This is a genomic window from Pseudomonas sp. LjRoot71 (assembly GCF_964253255.1).
Lineage (GTDB): Bacteria > Pseudomonadota > Gammaproteobacteria > Pseudomonadales > Pseudomonadaceae > Aquipseudomonas.
In genome coordinates this window covers 3,775,115-3,791,541 of record NZ_CAXURA020000001.1, presented here as the reverse complement: position 1 = coordinate 3,791,541, position 16,427 = coordinate 3,775,115, and the positions used below count along the sequence as shown (strand labels likewise).

At 58.0% G+C, this 16,427-nt stretch carries 19 protein-coding genes; 3 read left to right on the top strand and 16 right to left on the bottom strand.

What is annotated here, in order from left to right:
- Positions 1-51: 51 nt before the first annotated feature.
- The 3 genes from ACSQ17_RS17895 to ACSQ17_RS17885 all read right to left on the bottom strand — a co-directional run bounded on the left by ACSQ17_RS17895 (position 52) and on the right by ACSQ17_RS17885 (position 1,540).
- Positions 52-591, bottom strand: coding sequence for a KilA-N domain-containing protein (locus ACSQ17_RS17895; protein ID WP_436069937.1), 540 nt, complete (start codon positions 589-591; stop codon positions 52-54).
- 276 nt (positions 592-867) lie between these two features.
- Positions 868-1,173, bottom strand: coding sequence for a hypothetical protein (locus tag ACSQ17_RS17890; RefSeq protein ID WP_339731366.1), 306 nt, complete (start codon positions 1,171-1,173; stop codon positions 868-870).
- A gap of 97 nt (positions 1,174-1,270) precedes the next feature.
- Positions 1,271-1,540 (bottom strand): hypothetical protein, encoded by a 270-nt coding sequence (locus ACSQ17_RS17885; RefSeq protein ID WP_436069936.1) that lies wholly within the window; start codon positions 1,538-1,540, stop codon positions 1,271-1,273.
- A gap of 188 nt (positions 1,541-1,728) precedes the next feature.
- Here ACSQ17_RS17885 and ACSQ17_RS17880 point away from each other — a divergent pair, with 188 nt between their 5' ends.
- Positions 1,729-2,070 (top strand): hypothetical protein, encoded by a 342-nt coding sequence (locus ACSQ17_RS17880; protein WP_436069935.1) that lies wholly within the window; start codon positions 1,729-1,731, stop codon positions 2,068-2,070.
- A gap of 1 nt (position 2,071) precedes the next feature.
- Here ACSQ17_RS17880 and ACSQ17_RS17875 read toward each other — a convergent pair whose 3' ends face one another.
- The 9 genes from ACSQ17_RS17875 to ACSQ17_RS17835 all read right to left on the bottom strand — a co-directional run bounded on the left by ACSQ17_RS17875 (position 2,072) and on the right by ACSQ17_RS17835 (position 12,379).
- Positions 2,072-3,712 carry a hypothetical protein gene (locus ACSQ17_RS17875; protein WP_436069934.1) on the bottom strand — a complete coding sequence of 547 codons (1,641 nt, stop codon included), beginning with the start codon at positions 3,710-3,712 and terminating at the stop codon, positions 2,072-2,074.
- Positions 3,713-3,893: 181 nt separating this feature from the next.
- Entirely contained in the window at positions 3,894-4,907 is a 1,014-nt protein-coding gene (locus ACSQ17_RS17870; protein WP_436069933.1) for a hypothetical protein, read from the bottom strand.
- Between the two features lie 3 nt (positions 4,908-4,910).
- The gene (locus tag ACSQ17_RS17865) at positions 4,911-5,855 is read right to left on the bottom strand and encodes a hypothetical protein (protein WP_436069932.1); all 945 of its coding nucleotides are present in this window, start codon (positions 5,853-5,855) and stop codon (positions 4,911-4,913) included.
- Positions 5,856-5,858: 3 nt separating this feature from the next.
- Positions 5,859-7,883 (bottom strand): hypothetical protein, encoded by a 2,025-nt coding sequence (locus ACSQ17_RS17860; RefSeq protein ID WP_436069931.1) that lies wholly within the window; start codon positions 7,881-7,883, stop codon positions 5,859-5,861.
- Complete coding sequence (locus tag ACSQ17_RS17855) at positions 7,880-9,877, bottom strand: hypothetical protein (RefSeq protein WP_436069930.1); 1,998 nt, start codon at positions 9,875-9,877, stop codon at positions 7,880-7,882. Before ACSQ17_RS17855 ends, ACSQ17_RS17860 begins: the two co-directional genes overlap by 4 nt.
- A gap of 3 nt (positions 9,878-9,880) precedes the next feature.
- Positions 9,881-10,324 carry a hypothetical protein gene (locus tag ACSQ17_RS17850; protein ID WP_436069929.1) on the bottom strand — a complete coding sequence of 148 codons (444 nt, stop codon included), beginning with the start codon at positions 10,322-10,324 and terminating at the stop codon, positions 9,881-9,883.
- Positions 10,325-10,327: 3 nt separating this feature from the next.
- Positions 10,328-10,708 (bottom strand): phage tail fiber protein, encoded by a 381-nt coding sequence (locus tag ACSQ17_RS17845; RefSeq protein ID WP_436069928.1) that lies wholly within the window; start codon positions 10,706-10,708, stop codon positions 10,328-10,330.
- Between the two features lie 7 nt (positions 10,709-10,715).
- On the bottom strand, positions 10,716-11,222 hold the full coding sequence (locus tag ACSQ17_RS17840) for a hypothetical protein (protein ID WP_436069927.1): 507 nt from the start codon (positions 11,220-11,222) through the stop codon (positions 10,716-10,718).
- The gene (locus ACSQ17_RS17835) at positions 11,219-12,379 is read right to left on the bottom strand and encodes a hypothetical protein (protein ID WP_436069926.1); all 1,161 of its coding nucleotides are present in this window, start codon (positions 12,377-12,379) and stop codon (positions 11,219-11,221) included. Before ACSQ17_RS17835 ends, ACSQ17_RS17840 begins: the two co-directional genes overlap by 4 nt.
- Before the next feature lie 252 nt (positions 12,380-12,631).
- On the opposite strand from ACSQ17_RS17835, the gene ACSQ17_RS17830 reads away from it, so the two are divergent.
- Both ACSQ17_RS17830 and ACSQ17_RS17825 read left to right on the top strand, forming a co-directional pair.
- The gene (locus ACSQ17_RS17830) at positions 12,632-13,078 is read left to right on the top strand and encodes a hypothetical protein (RefSeq protein ID WP_436069925.1); all 447 of its coding nucleotides are present in this window, start codon (positions 12,632-12,634) and stop codon (positions 13,076-13,078) included.
- Positions 13,079-13,089: 11 nt separating this feature from the next.
- Positions 13,090-13,296, top strand: a complete 207-nt coding sequence (locus tag ACSQ17_RS17825) for a hypothetical protein (protein ID WP_436069924.1) — start codon at positions 13,090-13,092, stop codon at positions 13,294-13,296.
- Positions 13,297-13,350: 54 nt separating this feature from the next.
- Here ACSQ17_RS17825 and ACSQ17_RS17820 read toward each other — a convergent pair whose 3' ends face one another.
- Genes ACSQ17_RS17820 through ACSQ17_RS17805 form a run of 4 tightly spaced genes read right to left on the bottom strand, consistent with a single transcriptional unit; the run spans position 13,351 to position 16,418 of the window.
- Positions 13,351-13,590, bottom strand: a complete 240-nt coding sequence (locus ACSQ17_RS17820) for a hypothetical protein (protein WP_436069923.1) — start codon at positions 13,588-13,590, stop codon at positions 13,351-13,353.
- Positions 13,591-13,609: 19 nt separating this feature from the next.
- A complete protein-coding gene (locus ACSQ17_RS17815; RefSeq protein WP_436069922.1) occupies positions 13,610-14,338 on the bottom strand; it encodes a hypothetical protein in 729 nt (242 codons plus the stop codon).
- Positions 14,335-15,789 carry a hypothetical protein gene (locus ACSQ17_RS17810; protein WP_436069921.1) on the bottom strand — a complete coding sequence of 485 codons (1,455 nt, stop codon included), beginning with the start codon at positions 15,787-15,789 and terminating at the stop codon, positions 14,335-14,337. Before ACSQ17_RS17810 ends, ACSQ17_RS17815 begins: the two co-directional genes overlap by 4 nt.
- Positions 15,786-16,418 (bottom strand): hypothetical protein, encoded by a 633-nt coding sequence (locus tag ACSQ17_RS17805; RefSeq protein WP_436069920.1) that lies wholly within the window; start codon positions 16,416-16,418, stop codon positions 15,786-15,788. Before ACSQ17_RS17805 ends, ACSQ17_RS17810 begins: the two co-directional genes overlap by 4 nt.
- Between the last annotated feature and the right edge of the window lie 9 nt (positions 16,419-16,427).

Here is a 16,427-nt window from a genome sequence, read left to right as displayed (position 1 = left end):
AACCCGCCGTAGCGGGTCAAGTCTCTTGGGGTGGTACCGGAAAGGCGAACCCTACAGGGGGTGGCGTTTCAGGTGCTGGCCATCATCGAAGCCGAGAATCATCTGCAGCTGCTCGCGACGGTATTCAACCTCCCGCTCAAGCGGTGGCTTCTGCCGCTTCCAGATGGCCAAGCCACGGCCGTTCTGACTGGCAACCCTCTTGCCGTCATCGAGGCGCTTGCACGCCTGGTCAAAGCGCTGCTTCTCGGTAAGCTCACCTCGCAGCAGGGCATCAATATGGAGGTCACACCAGACTGCAAACCTTAGATCAAGCCAGCGAGCAAAAACCACGGCCAGTTTTGGATGAAGCCAAGTCCCAGGGCTCTTACCGCCACGAGAAGTGACCACTAAACCAAAGTGATCCTGGCTCACTTTGGTTTCCATGCCCAGAGCCTCTGCCATCACGGACATGTATTGCCTGGTTTCATCCTGCTTCAACCAGTCAACTGGTCGCTTACCGAATCGCTTGGCCACGTCGGTTGCATTGATCCAGCCATCGCTGTTGAAGCGCACAGGCTGGCCGTCATAGTGAAAAGGAATAACGTTGTTCATAGCGCTCACCTTCCGCCCTGGAAGGGAAAGCAGGCAGGGGCGTGGGCGGTGCGAACCATTCCTCTTCGGCTGATCGGGCCTAGCCTGCTTCGGCGCACCCGAGGGAGGCCGGCCCGGTTTCCCGAGGCCTTCCCGACGCTATGTCACTGGAAGGCCACGGCAAGTACCTGGCATGGCCAGTTTCAAAGCGGAATTTTCGGGAGACGAACCCTACAGGGGGTCAGGCGACGCGATCACGCTGCCAGAAATGAAAAGCCCCGCATTAGCGGGGCTTCGTCACTTCGAAGTATTAGCAGGCGGAGGGATCGGAGGTGTTTGCTCCTGCATTTTTGACTTAGCCATTTCAAGACCAAAATCAATGGCTTTGTTTGCTACAAAACCAGCAGTGCCTAAGATAATTCCCCCAATCGCGATAATCAGGCTGAAGAATGTCGCAGCTATAAGCATTTTCCGCTCAACCTTCTCGATCCGAGCCTGAAGAGCGTCCTGCCCGTCTCGAACCTCACCAACCCGCTCCGTCAAGCTATTTACAGCTGACTCAAGTCGCCCAGTAGCCGCTGTTAACTGGACTACAGCATTCATAGTCCATGAGTCTTGATTTTGTGTAGGCGGAGCAATTGGAGGGGTTGGAGTGCTGCTTTCAGGGATTGCAGGCTTCCGTGGTGTTCTTGGCGCCATCTCAGGACTCCCAGCGAGAGTTCACCCACTCCCAAATATTGGTTGGAGCCCGACCGTAATACGACGAAACGGCCACCACTACACCGGTTCCAGATGATCCATCAGTTATGCCTAACTCATTAGACAATTCCTGCGCGGTGCCATGGAAACTGACGAAGGCACCCTCATTTGGAAGGTCGATAAAATCTATGCGCTTAGTCTCTTTCAGGCTTTCCATGGCTTTTTTTATGCCAGCCTGATTCGAATTCGGCACCACCAGAAAAATTGCCATTTGCTCCTCACCCACAGCGCGGCATTGATTAGCGCGCCGCATTATCCATTACAAACAGTATGGGTCAAGTCGCCAGCAATCAAGGTAGGCGACACTAGAAAGGCAGTAAAGGGGATGATTTAAGCAGTGCTGCAACGTGTCAAGATGCGTCTATTGCCCGCCTACTCAACCCAGGCTATAACCGTACCATGAAAAAGCATCTAGCCATCATCGCCCTGCTCGCCTGCCCTTCCCTGGCTATGGCGAACAACTACGCCGAATGCCTGCTGAGTGCACTACCTGGCGTACACAACGACACCACCGCATATGCTGCCGCCAAAGTCTGCCGTGCTGAGTACCCCGACGGCTATGACTCGATCGCTCAAGGATCAGGCCGTGGGCTCTTTTCATATAAGTCAGGTGCTGAATGTGCACTAGATAAGGCCGCAAAAACCCAAAGCAACACGGCAGCAGGCATGATGCGAGTCGCCTGCAACCGCCTTTACAATGAACCAATCGGCTTGTTTGATGATTTAAAGTCAGCAAACTGACTTAGATTGGTTCCAGCCCCCATTGCAGAAGTCGCTGATTGATTGCATCTCTGGATATACCAGAAGCTACCGCCGCCCGTGCTTCAGCCAACGCTGAATCTCTGGTTACTCCCGCCGGCATAGCTCCAGTCTGCTGCCCACCTGCCACCGGCCGCCCAGTAGTCACGTCGATCAGCTGCGTACCGCGAATATCCTTCCCGCTTTCATCCCGACCCAGGATCACATCCTGCGACTGGTACCGGTCTTTCGCCTGAGTGCTCAGTGCGGTATAGGCTTCACGGGCACTGGTGCGCTCTTCTTCGCTTAGGCCTGGGTCGACCATGCGCGCTTGCAGTTCTGCGATCCGCTGACGATCCTGCACGCTGTATTTGCCGGTAGCCAGATCCTGCTGGAGCTTCTGCTGCTCCAACTGCGCGGTTGTCATCCGCTGATTGGACTCAGCGCCACTTTGCTGGGTTTGGGATTGCAGGGCTGCTGTCTGGGCCTGGCGGCCTTCGAGTTTAGCCCGTTGCATTTCGGCAAAAGTTGGCGCTCGCGAGCTATCTGCCACAACCGTCACCCGGCCGCCGCCTTCGCCAATCTCACCGCGACGGCTGGCTTGAATCATCTTCTCGCGCTCGGTAATGGCCCGCTCGTTTCGGTCGTAGGCCAACTGAGCATCGCCTGCATTCGCCTGCGAGAACGTACCGACGCCATTACCAACACGGCCAACACCCAATCGCGGCAGATCTTGCGCCCCAGCAACAGCAGATTGATCGTTGCTGAACTCAGGCACCCCACCACTACCTGCACGGGTGGCAATTTCACCACCCTGACGATCAGCTCCAACGCCGGTCTTGTTCCAGCCAGGCACTCCGAGGCGCGGCAATTCTGGCGCAGCAGGACGCGGCATGCCGTTGTAACCCGGCACACCGCCCACAGGCTGAGTTGCAGCAGCAGGTTGTGCAGCAGGCTTGTCCAACGGCTTAACGCCCAACGCTTCGCGTCCTGCAGACTGGATCTGCTCAGCAGCACCTGAGGCTTGCTTCCAACCTTCACTCGCCAGATTTGTGGCCATATCGCGATATTTCCCAGCGCCACCCTCAAGGGTTGCTGGGTCACCGCCAGCCAACCGCGCAGCACCAGCACGCACACCATCAGCGATCGCTGCTTGTGGCACCAGCGCTGCACCGACTATCGCCTTAGCACCGCCTGCCAGGCCATCAGTAAACCCAGGTTTCTGAGGCCGCGCGCCAAGACGTGGCAACTTATCAGGATCATCCACCAGCCCGCCGTCAGCAAAGAACTGCTCTTTGCCCTGCCGCTCCTGGTACTGACGGCGCATTTCTTGACTTGCGCCCAGCCGTGGCAAGTTTTCCTTTTGCTGCTTGAACCGCCTGAACGCCTCCAAATCTACGCCGAGCCCAGGCGCTTCCGGCGAATGGGTTGCATCCTTGACCTGGTTGAGCGCTTCCACACCAACCGCATGCACCTGCTCTGGCGGCAGCTCGTACTCACCGTTACTCAGGTTCACCGGCACCTTCTTGCCGTAGCCAGGCACACCCAGCCGCGGCAAGTTGGCCTCCTTGGCAGCCAGCGATTCCTGGTACTTCTTGATCATTTCGGGGTTGAGGCCGAGCTTGGCTGTCGAATCTGCAGGCATGATGTAACTCCCGGTGGGGATCTCTTTTTTGATCGAGTCAGAAGTTCCAGTGCCTGGACCTTCTACCAGGCCGCCACTGGCCTTCTTCGAAAAATGGGGAACGCCGTACATGAGGTAATCCCCCTGATGATGTGCTGCGATTCTTTGTGCCTCCTGTGGGAGTAGCAAACCTTACAGGGGGTTAGATCGTCTCAACCGCCCTGCGCATGCTCGTCCAGAATGGCGGCACTGCAGGCGGCTCACCCGCAAATAGAAACGCCCCTGCACCACTCATTTCTGGAACAGTTCCAGGCGGAAGCATCGCGCTGACTTGTGACTCGGTGTACGTCGGCGGCGAGTAGGAAACAACCGAGTCTCGAATCACACCGGAACCATTCACCGTGCATCGCAGCGTGAAAAGTGAAAGGAATTTGAGCATCCCCCCTTCTGGCGGGAAGCTGTAGTCGCTACAAAATCCGCTGGCCTCTTTACCTGTCGGCGTTTCGATAGCAGGCCCAGTCAGTACGGCGCGGAAGTCCAAAGTTGGCCCATCACTGCTCGTAAATGGCCTGCCAATTAAGGCCAGTTCAAAATCTGGCAGCGTGGTCAGAATGGCTTCATACCCATAGACCCCGTAGCTGTCGAAGTTGTCCGGATCATTATCTGCCTGAACCCAGGGCCATGTCGTGCAAAGACCTGGCGGGGTGACGCCCGTGATATCAACCGCGCTGTAATAGATCCGGCCAGGATCATAGGCATTGTTGTGCCGCTCGCGGACATACAGGAAATACTGCCCACCACGAATCGCCACGGCAGATATGCAGTGAGGCGTGCCGCCAATTGCAACGATTTCGTGCTCCCATGCCTTTGAACCGTTTGTCACCCTCCACACCCGATAACGACTCACCACAAGCCAGTCATTGTCAGCGATTGGGACGAGAAACAATGCCGTGCTGCTGCTTGCACCTGGAAGCACAACTGCCGGGGAGTCTTTTATGTAGAGCGGGTTGCCTGTTAGTGGGAATGGTACGCCCCTGTAAAGCAGGTCAACGCCAACAGACTGCGGGTACGACACATTTTCATCGGTAGCAATTGGCCACGCTCGGCTAATTTCAGGCCCAGCCGTGGTTGGCAGCACCAGGTTGCCAATGGGACTGACTAGTTCGCTCTCACCATGCAGGGTGGCAAAAGGAATGACATAGCAAACCTGCAGCATGCCTTAGCCCCCCGACACAATTTCAGCAACCAGCGACGACTGGGCGTTTGCTGCTGCCTCGGATACTCCGGCAAGGCCATTGGATGCACGCGCAAGGGCGTCGTGACTGCGGGTTGCAGAGAACACGGCGATCTTGTTCCTGTCCATGTTGATCTTGGTTTCCAGGTCGGCCTCGGCCGCACGCAGTCGAAGCTGCTCAAAGCCAAGCTCCACGTTGTAGTAGCTGGACAGGGCACCATATAGCGATGCCTGGGCCTGCGCTTTTACTCGGGCCCTCTCAATGTCCTTATCCGGCATTGTCATCCAGGCCATATAGAACGCGCGCAAAGCATCCATCAAGCCGAGTTTCAGTCTCACGGCCTGTTCTTCGGCAAATTTGATCAGGTCTACCTTCAGGTCGGCCATCTTGATTGACTCGGCCCGGTTCACATCTGCGATCGCCTGACTGGCGCGCATTTCTGACGCCTCCACCAGCTGCACCATGGCGCCTGGCGGCAGTGAAAATCCTCGCTCTGAAAAGCTGGCTGCGAGCGTGCGAGTTTCCGTGTTGGCAGCTCGGTATGCTCGGTCGCGCGCCTCATGCCAAATCAGATCAATCACTACCTTGCCGTCGGCAAACGGGTCACTGCCTGTCAGTATCTTGCACGCCCACTGCTCGGGTGCTTCGCGTAGCGGCCCATTCATTTCTGGAAAGTAGGTGTCGATCCACTTTTCCACCTCGCCATTGAGGCGGATGACTTCAGCGCTTGACGTATCTGCGCCCGGGAATAGATCGCTAAATTGTGGCGGCGGCGCCATCGATGGCTTCTGATGGTCGTAGTCCAAATCCCGGTTAGTGAGCGGAATTGCGCCGCCGGTTGAAATCCGGTTCGCCAGCTGCAGTGCCAGGTCTAGCGCGTCTTCGGCGTGCCCCTGTAAAAACCTCGCGGCATTATCGTAGTTGGACATACCTCACCTCTGCATAATCAAATGGCCTGGGCTCATGCTTAGCATCAGCTGGTTACCCAAGAAGTAGGCGCCCCCGGCCGGGCGCGGGAAAGTTAGGTAGTCATCCCACGTTTCGCCCGAGTCGCGCGTAATGCGCACGGCAGCGCTGTCGGGACCAGCGATCAGGTAGACGCCGTGCTGCACAATCTCGCCGCTGTCATCTTTGACCTCGCGCTGAATCACGCTAAGCACGGGCGCTCGCACGAATGCCAAAGTCTCGGTGTGTAAATAGCCAACTCTGGGAAGGAGCCGATAGGCTCCTGTCGCCACGTCGACAACCAGCACCCGGGTTTCAGTGCCGGCCGAACTAAACTGTTCCCATTGCTCGAACACCAGCACGGCAACTTCGGTATCGCTGACCATGGCGACCATCGAGTCCAGCGTCCACAGCTTGTAGCTCTGGCATGCGGAAAACAGGTACCGCACGTCATTGATCGTGATCGATGGCGCTGTGAGGCCTGCGCCGGCATCCTCGAAGGGTATGAAGGTGTCGGTATCGCCCGCTCTCACTCTGAGCCCGAAGGTGCTGGTATCTGGATCGCGCATCAGTCCATTCCAGGTCGGCATGGCAACTGTCTGCGTATCGTCACGCGGCGCCGAAAACTCTGCATCGACACGCACAAGGCCTGCATCGCTGCTCAGAGTTGCGCACGGCCAGACTACTTTGACGGAATCCTCTGGCAGCTCGCCCTCGACAAAGGCCTGATACGGGGTAAGGTCGAGGCCGCCTGCGCTGAACGCATCTGGCCCGCTGAATACCTCATAGGCCGGATATTGCGCTTCGACGTTGCCATCCTGGTCGATGCGCAGCTCGACTATCGCCTCTACCGGCACAGTCGGATTGCGCTTACTGGTAATGCCATCACGCACAACAACCTGCGGCACACCTGCCAGCGTAACCACCCTGAACCTGAACACGGCTTCTTCGCCGTCGACCGCCCCGCTAAGACCGTCTATCCAGTTCGGCCGCGAACCAACATTTTCCGGGTCGCCATCCCATACCTCTTCCCACTGTGAAAAATTCAGGGTGGGCCGCCAGTCCGGCTTATATACCCAAGGCCCCGGATGTATGGCTTGTTTCGGGTGTTCTGCAGGTGTCCACAGATACACCCAGCGCACAATAGATCCGGCCTGCTCTAATGGGTTTGCATCCAGGCCAACTAGCAGCACAGCAGCATCACCCCAATCAGCGACGCCTACGCCTGCCTGCCTGGCCACCGGAATGGCGGCCACCATGAGGCTGCCAATGAAGAGGGCAGCAGGCGGGCATAGCGGATACTCGAAGCTGGTATATCCATGCAGGCTTTCGCGAATAAGCGTGTAGCCCGCGGCCAGCTCGTCGATCGACGCATTCGATAATGCATACCCACGGAAAGAGCTTGGCGGCCCTTCGCCTGCGGCATTGCTTACGTTGGTACTGTTAAGCACCGACAATGTGGCATAAGACCGGTTGACTCGAGGATCGCCAGGTGTACTTGCTGGAACCAAATCAAAGGCTGGCTCGCCTATCGATGGGTTGGTAAACACGCTGAGCCGGCAAAAACAATAGCGCTCACTGGTTCGCACCACGGCACGGCGCAGCCTTACTGAGCGCTGCACTGGGTCTGCGTTCTGTCCTGGTGGCGGATTGGGATCTGGCGCAAAGCCAATCGGGTAATACTGGTAACGCGCCTGAGTCGGCTCTACATCATCAAACCCGCGCTCAATTGCATCAGCAGCCACCTTGCTGTTGAAGTAATCGCGCGGGTCGAGGCTGTACAAATCGCCTCGCTCGTCGCCGCCCGGGTGCAAAGCATGTAGTAGGCCGGGAGGATCAATCACCAGGCCAGTGGCGTACTTCCCGCTGCGAGTCGCACGCAGCAGGTAGCCGTCGATGACTTCATGTGCCGTCCTCATACCAAGCCGGTGAAGTCGCTCTGCCATCTGCGCCACTCTCCGACGCAAGTAGGCGCCGGTCACAGTCAGCACCTTTGCGCTTACCAGGTTCATCTTACCCGCCTGGCTGACACGCCGACTGACACCTCTACAGCGTCAAGCTCTGCCCGGGTGGCCTCCGAAACCTTCAATCCAAGGCGCCATGTCCTCGCATTCCTGCCCTTGGCGGTAATGGCTCGCATCATCGGCTCGCGCGAAACCACCTGGTAAGCCTGCTCAGTACCGTCGTCTGCCTTCAGGAAGGCTACGACCGAGCCGTCAGTCGACAGGCCAAAATAAAGCGCGTCCACAATCTTGCTCTGTGTCGTGCCGTACCCTGAGGCACCGAAGTCGGCAAAGGCATCTATCGGGCTGCCGGCATCGCCAAGCCGGTAAACGCCGCCATCGCTCACGCCATAGGTCGAGCCGTGACTGATCACCGTCGCCATCAACCCCAGACCGCTGTAACGAGTGATGGCGCCAGTCTCGACGTTTGTGGCGTACTGGATCCCTTCACGCATCGGCGCATCGGACTGGGTTGATACTGCCAATGCTGACGCGAACTCAGCATAGCGGTCGCTGTTCTCAAGAAATCCGCTATGCGCAAGGATGGACTCGAACCACTCGAAGCCATCCAGCAGCTCCACATCGATAGTCGCCAGGTCGCCCACCTGAATGACCGAGGAAAACACCGCTTCCACGGCAGCAAACATCGCCATGCGCGCGCCGATCGCAACGCCTTCTGCTATGTCAATGGCGTCAGGTGCATACCAGGGCTCGAATGATCGAGCATCCCAGCCGCCGCCATGGGACGAGTCAACCTGGGCATATGGGTAGTCCGCACAAATACAGACCGGCTTCGGCCCTTGAGCCTCTACACTGATCACGCCACCAGTGAGCATGTAGGAGAACGCCTGCATGGGCGGCATCAAGGTAAATGCACCCGAAAACTCAACCGTGGGGAAGCCGCCTTGTGATTCGGCGCGGTACCCGCCTGCATAGTTGCTTTCCGCGAAGGCATAGCTGGCATCAGCGGCAAGCACGTTAAACCGTGGCGCAATGGCTATTACTTTGTTCTCTGCCGGCCTGGCAGTACCTGATACGCCCACTGCAGACTCGGCTTGCTGCCGATGATTGGCAAAGCCCTGGGCGGTCGCGGCGACCCCAAGACGAGTGTTAGCCGATGACCTGTACTGGCTGCCAGCCCGGCCACGGGCTGATCCAGCGACCCCAACGCGGGTGCTGGCTCTTAGGCGCGCATCGATGAAAGCCGTGACGCCCACGCTTGTAGACGCCCTGCCCTTCTGCGCAGCGCCAACCTTTGGGTTATCCACGAAATCGCCTGCGACATACAGCGCGGCATCGATCCTGGCGTAGCCAGTACTTTGCAGTGCGCTGATATGAACCCGCTCGCCATTGACGAAGTAGGAGACAGAGCCTGCTGTTCGCACAATGCGAAGAACTGGCCCCGAAGCATAACCTCCAGGCACTGTCACCACGGGACTGCCGCGCTCAAAGATGCTCAGTACACCATTTGCGCCATAGAACGCATGGGAGCAGTCAGAGGGGCTGTTAGTGTCAGGGCCTGTGTTGAGGCCGACAACTACACCTATCGAGCCAGGCCCAATGACAAACTCTGCATACCCATCAGCAGCAAAGCCGCCAATGGACACGGCGCCACTGTTCCAGCCAGTCTCAGCGCTGTAGCTGGTCTTTGGCGGTGTACCCGGCGTGCCTTTTGTTCCGGGGTAGCAAACCAGTCGGTAGCCTATGAGGATTGGCAGCGGGCCTACAACTCCACCAATACCGGCCGCTTGCATAAAACCTGAGTCGATTGTTGAGACAATCCAACCGTAGGTGTTGCTGCCGGGCAATTTCCCGAAGTAGGCGCTTCCTAGTGGCGCTCTGTTTACTTTTTCCGCAAGCCATGACGCATAGTTCAGCTGAAGCTGGTAGGCGCCATAGTCGGAATAGACCGGTTCCTGAACGCAGTGCGCCGGGGTCGGCGGCACTGCCGGGGTACCTGGCCTAAAGGTGACAGAAGGAACCTTCCTGAGCTGGTTGGCCATCTATCATGCTTCTGGAAGCGAGATAATATAGGACTCCAGGCGCTGTACTGCGCCCAAAACCAACTGCGGGTTGCTCAGGCTCATGTTCTGCCCGGCCACGCCTGCAGTGCCCTGGATACGCACGGCAGTTTCAGACGCAGCGCCGGTATCCGAAGGCAGGACGTGCCGGTAGAAGGTTGCAATGCCAGAAGCCACAACGTCGCCCTGCCAGACCTCGTTCGCATCCTTGAGCAAAAGCCCGCCCGGCGCGCTATCGGCCAAGTTAAGACCGCCGCCAGTGCTCGTCCGAATAGTGCAAAGCAGCAGGTTGGATGCAGAAATTGCACTGTCCACGCTGGCGGGGATCGGTCCGCTGTAGAGACGCAGCTCTGAGTTTGCAAGGGCCTGGCGAATCGGGCCGGTCACCTGGATGAATTGACGTAGGCCGGTGCTGAAACGAGCGCTCATGTCTTACTCCCCGCGCACAACGATATCGTTGGCTGCAAAAGTGTTGATGGTGCCGGCGACAACGGGAATTGCGCCCCCGGTTACAGGCGCCACAGCCAGGCAGTTACCGCCCGTCACGGCGTCCCATACTGCAATGTGGGTCACGCTGTAGCTCGCCCCTGCGCCAGCGGCCGGGAACGATACGTCTGCGCTGTTACGAGCCCGGTAAAAGTTTCCGTCCAGGGTCTTGGCCATGTTGACCGCTTGGCGCGCATAGGCCGAGTCGACGCCAGGCGTAACCTCGTTCGCCCCAGTAGCGCCTGGGTTCGACGTATGCTCAGAAATGTATTTCGTGCCGGCCAGGTACGTCGTGATGATCTGGTCGCTGAGATAGGTGGTGGTCATGTCGGCCTCACACTACGTTGGTTGGGATCAGCGAAAGCTCGCCGCGCACACGAATGGTCGTGCCGGCTTCCACATCACGCGGAGTTGGGAAACGGGCAATACTCAGCAGCAGGCCGTCACCACTACCCTTGGTGGCAATTGAGCACAGGAAGCCACCATAGAGTCGGGTGTTCTGCGTGAGCGTGAATGCCGCGCGCGATGAGCTGTTGGTGATCAGCCCGTCGGTATTTACGCGCGTCCAGATCGGGCGGGTGGCCTCGCTGTATCCGGTAAACTCACCGATGACGCCCGGGATATCGCCAGCAACTGCGCCAGGGCTGGGCAGATAGTTGGCGGCAAATAGCCCGACGTAGAACGTGCCGATGGCTGCCACGTCACCGAATAGCGCTGCGGCCATATGGTTAATCGCAGGCTGCGGCACTAGGTTGCACATCGAGCAGATTTCTATGGCGCCATCGGGGCGCTCAAACTCAAACTCGTACTCGAATCCGATGGGTTTGCGCTGGGCGCTCATTGGTCAATCTCCAGGTCAAAGGCATCAAGGACGCCGAGGGCGTTTGGCCCGACCGGGCCTTTCATAGTGGTGACAAGCATCTGTAGCCCGTTGTTTTCGACGAGCCCTGTTTCTGCTTGATCGGCAAGTGCCGGGGCATAGCGCTCTTTTTGCGGCAATGAAACAGAGCCGTCTGGCGAGCCAAAGGCCTGGCCGTAACGGGTCATCCAAACGGCACGGCCATCCGGCAAAGTGGCGCCACTGCCCTTGACGGAACCCACCCCGAGCACCAAGCGCTGCGCCTGTTCCTCGGTGCCGATCGCTGAAACAAAGAATGTTTCGTTGCCAGCGGCGACGTACACGCCGCCATCGGTCGCCACCACCATGTCGATGGCTGCTGGGTATTGAATAAATCCATGCGACCAACTGGCCAGGTGCGGGGCAAACGGCTCGGTAATGGCCAGGGCGGTACCGCACACCAGCAGCAGGCGGCCCTTGTATGCCTTTACGGCGCTGGGGTGACCAGGCTTCTTCAGGTCGCCATGCAGCAGGCGAGCAGTGTCGTCACGGACATTGTTGAGAGTCAGCGGACTGGTAGCGCTCGGCTGCTGCAGGTAAAGCGTTTCACCGTTCGCCACGCTCATGTATACGCGACACTCAACGGCACCAGCCGGCGCCACCCACTCGATCTGGACAGCACTGGGATCGTTCAAGCTGATGATCAGCGGGGTCGCGCCAGACTCAGCGCCAAAGGCATCCATCGCGGTGACGGCCACCCGGTAAATACCTGCAGGCAATAGGCCCGGCTGGATATACGCATTGGCTGCAATTTCTGGCAGCCCCCATGGACCAACCTGGCGGCCACGCACGCGAAGCATTTCGGTGCCAGAGGCAATAAAAGCGTCGCCATTCAGTTCGGCGCCGACGATTCCGCCAGCCGACGGATAGTTGCCGATGGGCTCTGCAATCCCACTGGCTGCAGAAAAACGTATCAGCTGCCCCTGCCCTGCAACCAGAAAGCCATCAAGGTACGGGATCGCACCATGCACGCCTTCTACAGCGGCAATAAGCGACTTGTTCGCGCGCAACTGAAGCCCACCGCCCTTGACTGGATCAAGGTTCAACAGATCGCGCACCTGGCCCTCGGGAATGCGATCAACCTGAGACAGGTTGTTCATTCCACCAGACCAGTCTTCGGCTTTATTAAAGCCAGGCACAACGGACACCTTGCACTCTAAGTACCTCATCCATGTAGCGCGTATAAACCGCCCTTAATGGTCGAGAGTGTCTTGGGGTCGTTGTGAAAAGGCGAACCCTACAGGGGGTCAGCCTGGATAGCGCGATGTGAGTTCGCGCCTATAGATTGGGTGGAGGACCTTTTGAACCGCACTTATAGTGTCCACTCGGCTCATTAAAAAGGATGCACACCCGTGGAAGAACTTCGCTTTGCTGAAACACGATCAATGAAATCGCTATTCCGAAACATGGACGAGCAGTGGTACGAAATTCAGGCAGGGTTTGTTAGACACCTCAATCGCTGGCAGGAAATCGCAAAGGATTTAGGCCATGGTTTCGTGGTGATTGATGGGCCTACTAAACACGGCAAGGGCACCATATTTGGCAAAGAATACGTAGTCAAATTGGGCCTAACAGTGCGTAACCATAGCTCACATGAGGTTTTAGGGGTTATTCGTGTAGTAGCAAACCATGCAGTATCTGGGGAGCCTGTAGAGGTTGAATCCTACCTCATGACACAGGGACTAAATTTCTTCAGCACAGGCAATATGACCCCTATTGTCATGGACAATACTGTACGCGCTGAGTACCAAATTATTTGTGAGAGCATATACGCAGTCGCATCGTCGATTGACGTTTAACTGAGGTCGTTATGCGTACCACTCCCCCAAATATGCGCTTGGTAAAGTCACTGGCAAATCGCTTCGCCGCAGACGCGCTGAAAGGCTTCGAACTGACCGCAGCAGATCTTGCGGAAGAACCGCTAACAGCTGAAGAGCGCGTGGCAATCTATTCTGAAATCCGCGCAATATCTGATCGGCTCATGCAGGAATCGGAGCGACTGCACTCCCTAGTTTAGGGAGTATTCAGTTTACAAAAAGCCCGCACTCGGCGGGCTTGGCTTCAGAACAAACTACAGCGGCTGCAGATCGGCGACTGGGCTTTCACCAGGGTCTAAATCGCACCCAGTCACATCCACCGTGAGGGATGCGAAGCCTGCGTTATGCTGCATCCCCAAGTAGTAGTTGATCCCCCCGAATACGCTTACGGCTACAAACGCCACGGCCAGCTCGAAAGCTTTCTTTCTTGTCATCGCATGCTCCTTTTGCGGGTTGCCGTCATTGGCTAAACGAGCGTAGCACTGCATCTGCAAATGGTGATTCCTGCTACAGCTAATTGTTAGGGAATGGTTCTAATGGCACCGCATACGAATCGGTTCGGGCGACGCCTCTTGTCAGTCGAACTTCATCCAACTGGCCGATCAGGTTAAGCGTTATTGCGCTGCTTAGACCTGGTATGCCACCAATCACCAGACCACCCACAGCTGGGCGTAGTCGAGTGCCATAGCCGAACGAACTCAACGTCACGGCGGCGCCATTGACATAGCAGATTGGCGAACCGGAGCCTGTGTTGCAGATCTTAATGTAATTGAAGGTCCCACGGGGGAAGGTGATCGTCCCCATGTAGCCGTTGGTTTCACCTTGCCGGTAGATGTAGATGTAATGCAGCCCCCCATACTCCTGTATGTGAACGCCAGCATGCAAGCCGGCCGCAACCTGGGTGATCGAAGCCAGCCCATACGTCCAGTTGGTAGGGCCCGCCGGGACCAAGCAGAAGCCCTCAATGGTCCAGGCGTTTGAAGCCCCGAACCCGTCATAGTCAACACCGGACGGGCAGTTGAGGTAGCCCCCAGCAAACAGCGCCGATGCCGACCCGAACTTCTTGTTGGCGGTGTCCAGTTCAACTGAGCCGGATCGAGTAATCGGGTGACCCTTCTGGTCGACGAATATCGTCGACCCGTCAGCCCCATCGAAGTGCGAAAGGAAGACTACGTTCGCCCAGAACGGGTCACCGCCCTCGGAAACCTGTCTTCGTTGCGCCACAATTCCTGGGATCATCATGCCGCCACCAACCTTCCGAATAAGCTCCACGTATTGGACGCACGCCATAGCGCAGTAGCTGCTGCACCTGGCCCGTCAAGTACGTTTGTGTCGTCCGCATGCAGTACGACACTGAACCCGTCGCCTGTCACAGTTACGGCGCCCGCCCCCACCTGCATAATATGAAACATCGGCAGAACCCCGGAGACTGCCCAGGTTGCTGTTGCCTCTGCGCCTATGGTTAATGTGATTGGAGTGGCGCTGGTACATATCAACCATTTTCCGGCATCTGAGGGGGTAACGCTCCCGCTAGCGGTTACTGTGCGCGATGGTAGGCCCGCCACCAAAGCGCGAGCTGTCAGCGCAGCCTGCAGGTCGGTCTGATCGGCGAGCGTGCCGCCGATGTCGCCCCAGTCAGAACCGGCGCCGCCGCTTACGACCAGATCGCCGCTACCCAGCAGGCTTGTGCCGTTGACGGTCTTGATGTTGGTTGCGCTGACCAGGGCGTCCTGCTTGCCGTTTACCGTAGTGATCAGGTCGGTGATCTGCTTCTGCAGCTTGCCGAAGGCCACCAGTACGGTGTCAGCGCTGGTGATTGCTCCTCCAGTGGCCAGGCTCAGTCCGCTGAGCACAGTTGCCAGGACGCGAGCCGTGGTGAACCACTTGTTTGTAGCGCCCTCTGCAAGGGTGTCGGTGTCGGCGTTCGCGGTGGCGCCAGCGGCTACCCCGCCGAGCTTCGACTTCTCTGCATTGGTGTAGGCGTTGGTGTCCGCATTGCTTTCGTACAGCGTTTTGACCTGGGCGGCAGTGATCGGATCTGCACTACCAGCCTGCGCAACCCACTCGTCGTCGCTGTCATCCCAAATGTAGCGCTGCACTGGGTCAGCGGTACCGGCGTCCACGTCCGCGTAGTCGCCAGCTAAAGCTGTTGGCAAAGCAGTCTGCAGGGCGGTCAGGTTCAGGTAGGTGCCGCGATAGTGCGACCCTTCAAGCCCCGCGAGCTTGGCCTTCTCGGCCGCGGTGAAGTTCTCCTGGCTCAGTCCATAGCCGGCGACCTTATCGACCTTCAGGCCGAGCTGCACAGTCAGAGCGGCGGGCTGTACAGCAGTGCCTGCCAGCGCGCCCTGAGCTGCCGTAGCAGCACCTATATCACCAGGTGCTGCCGGAATGAACGGCGCGCCCGACAAATCGGCATAGGCACCACTGAGCGCTACAGCAGCCAGCGCTGGCCGCCCCGACAGATCCGCGTACGCACCGCTGAATGCAACAGCGGCCAGGCTGGCATTGTTGGCAGGCGTGTATGCAAGAGCACCAGTCACATCGGCGCCAGTCAGGGTTACGACCCCAGTACGGGTGTTGAAGCTGCTAACCCCAGCGCTACCACCGCCACCACCAGTACCTGGCGCACCACGCAAGCCGGCGGCAATCACCGCGCGGCGAAACCCATACTTGACCACGATTACGCTACTCACGCGGTCACCTCATCTTCTACTGTCACAGAGCTGATCCCTGTAAGCGGATACACCTCGCCGCCCGGAGCGATCGCCTCGGCGTCGTAAAGGCCGCGCTTCCAATCCAGACTCTTGGCCGTGTCGGCGTCCATCTTCAGGAAGAACGTGCCAAGCGCCACATCCACAACAGCTTCACCATCAGGGTTCTCTGCTGGGTCGCTGTGCCAGCTGAACAGCACGTTACCGCCTACCTTGTCACGCACCTGGGCGCGGCAGGTCCAGCCAGTCAGATCTACAGGCGGCCGGGTAAGCAACACTCCAGGGCCAGAAAAGGCCTTCCAGCACGAAGCAATCACGCCAGGCACCTCGATCGTGTCCGCATCGATCACTTTCACGAAGTAAGGGTCAGCGCTCATCACTTCATTGGCATCATCAGAGTCGACACCGGTATTCAGCTCGGCCGGCGACTTCACACACGACACCCAGAACGGCCAACCATCCGGCAGGCCATGGCCAACCACGGTAAGCCGTAGCGGCACCTGGCTCGGCATACCAGTAATCAGCACCTGGCGAGGCTCATCATCCGCATACAAAAAGCCGAACTCGAAGGTCTTGCCGCGGGTGATGACGATATCGATCTGCTCGGCCATTACTGACTC

Bases quoted from the DNA above. Each gene is read 5' to 3' on its own strand.
- ACSQ17_RS17845 (WP_436069928.1), bottom strand. From the start codon at position 10,708: ATGACCACCACCTATCTCAGCGACCAGATCATCACGACGTACCTGGCC.
- ACSQ17_RS17865 (WP_436069932.1), bottom strand. From the start codon at position 5,855: ATGTCCAACTACGATAATGCCGCGAGGTTTTTACAGGGGCACGCCGAA.
- ACSQ17_RS17895 (WP_436069937.1), bottom strand. From the start codon at position 591: ATGAACAACGTTATTCCTTTTCACTATGACGGCCAGCCTGTGCGCTTC.
- ACSQ17_RS17870 (WP_436069933.1), bottom strand. From the start codon at position 4,907: ATGCTGCAGGTTTGCTATGTCATTCCTTTTGCCACCCTGCATGGTGAG.
- ACSQ17_RS17885 (WP_436069936.1), bottom strand. From the start codon at position 1,540: ATGGCAATTTTTCTGGTGGTGCCGAATTCGAATCAGGCTGGCATAAAA.
- ACSQ17_RS17890 (WP_339731366.1), bottom strand. From the start codon at position 1,173: ATGAATGCTGTAGTCCAGTTAACAGCGGCTACTGGGCGACTTGAGTCA.
- ACSQ17_RS17855 (WP_436069930.1), bottom strand. From the start codon at position 9,877: ATGGCCAACCAGCTCAGGAAGGTTCCTTCTGTCACCTTTAGGCCAGGT.
- ACSQ17_RS17825 (WP_436069924.1), top strand. From the start codon at position 13,090: ATGCGTACCACTCCCCCAAATATGCGCTTGGTAAAGTCACTGGCAAAT.
- ACSQ17_RS17875 (WP_436069934.1), bottom strand. From the start codon at position 3,712: ATGCCTGCAGATTCGACAGCCAAGCTCGGCCTCAACCCCGAAATGATC.
- ACSQ17_RS17835 (WP_436069926.1), bottom strand. From the start codon at position 12,379: ATGAACAACCTGTCTCAGGTTGATCGCATTCCCGAGGGCCAGGTGCGC.
- ACSQ17_RS17815 (WP_436069922.1), bottom strand. From the start codon at position 14,338: ATGATGATCCCAGGAATTGTGGCGCAACGAAGACAGGTTTCCGAGGGC.
- ACSQ17_RS17850 (WP_436069929.1), bottom strand. From the start codon at position 10,324: ATGAGCGCTCGTTTCAGCACCGGCCTACGTCAATTCATCCAGGTGACC.
- ACSQ17_RS17860 (WP_436069931.1), bottom strand. From the start codon at position 7,883: ATGAACCTGGTAAGCGCAAAGGTGCTGACTGTGACCGGCGCCTACTTG.
- ACSQ17_RS17805 (WP_436069920.1), bottom strand. From the start codon at position 16,418: ATGGCCGAGCAGATCGATATCGTCATCACCCGCGGCAAGACCTTCGAG.
- ACSQ17_RS17840 (WP_436069927.1), bottom strand. From the start codon at position 11,222: ATGAGCGCCCAGCGCAAACCCATCGGATTCGAGTACGAGTTTGAGTTT.
- ACSQ17_RS17880 (WP_436069935.1), top strand. From the start codon at position 1,729: ATGAAAAAGCATCTAGCCATCATCGCCCTGCTCGCCTGCCCTTCCCTG.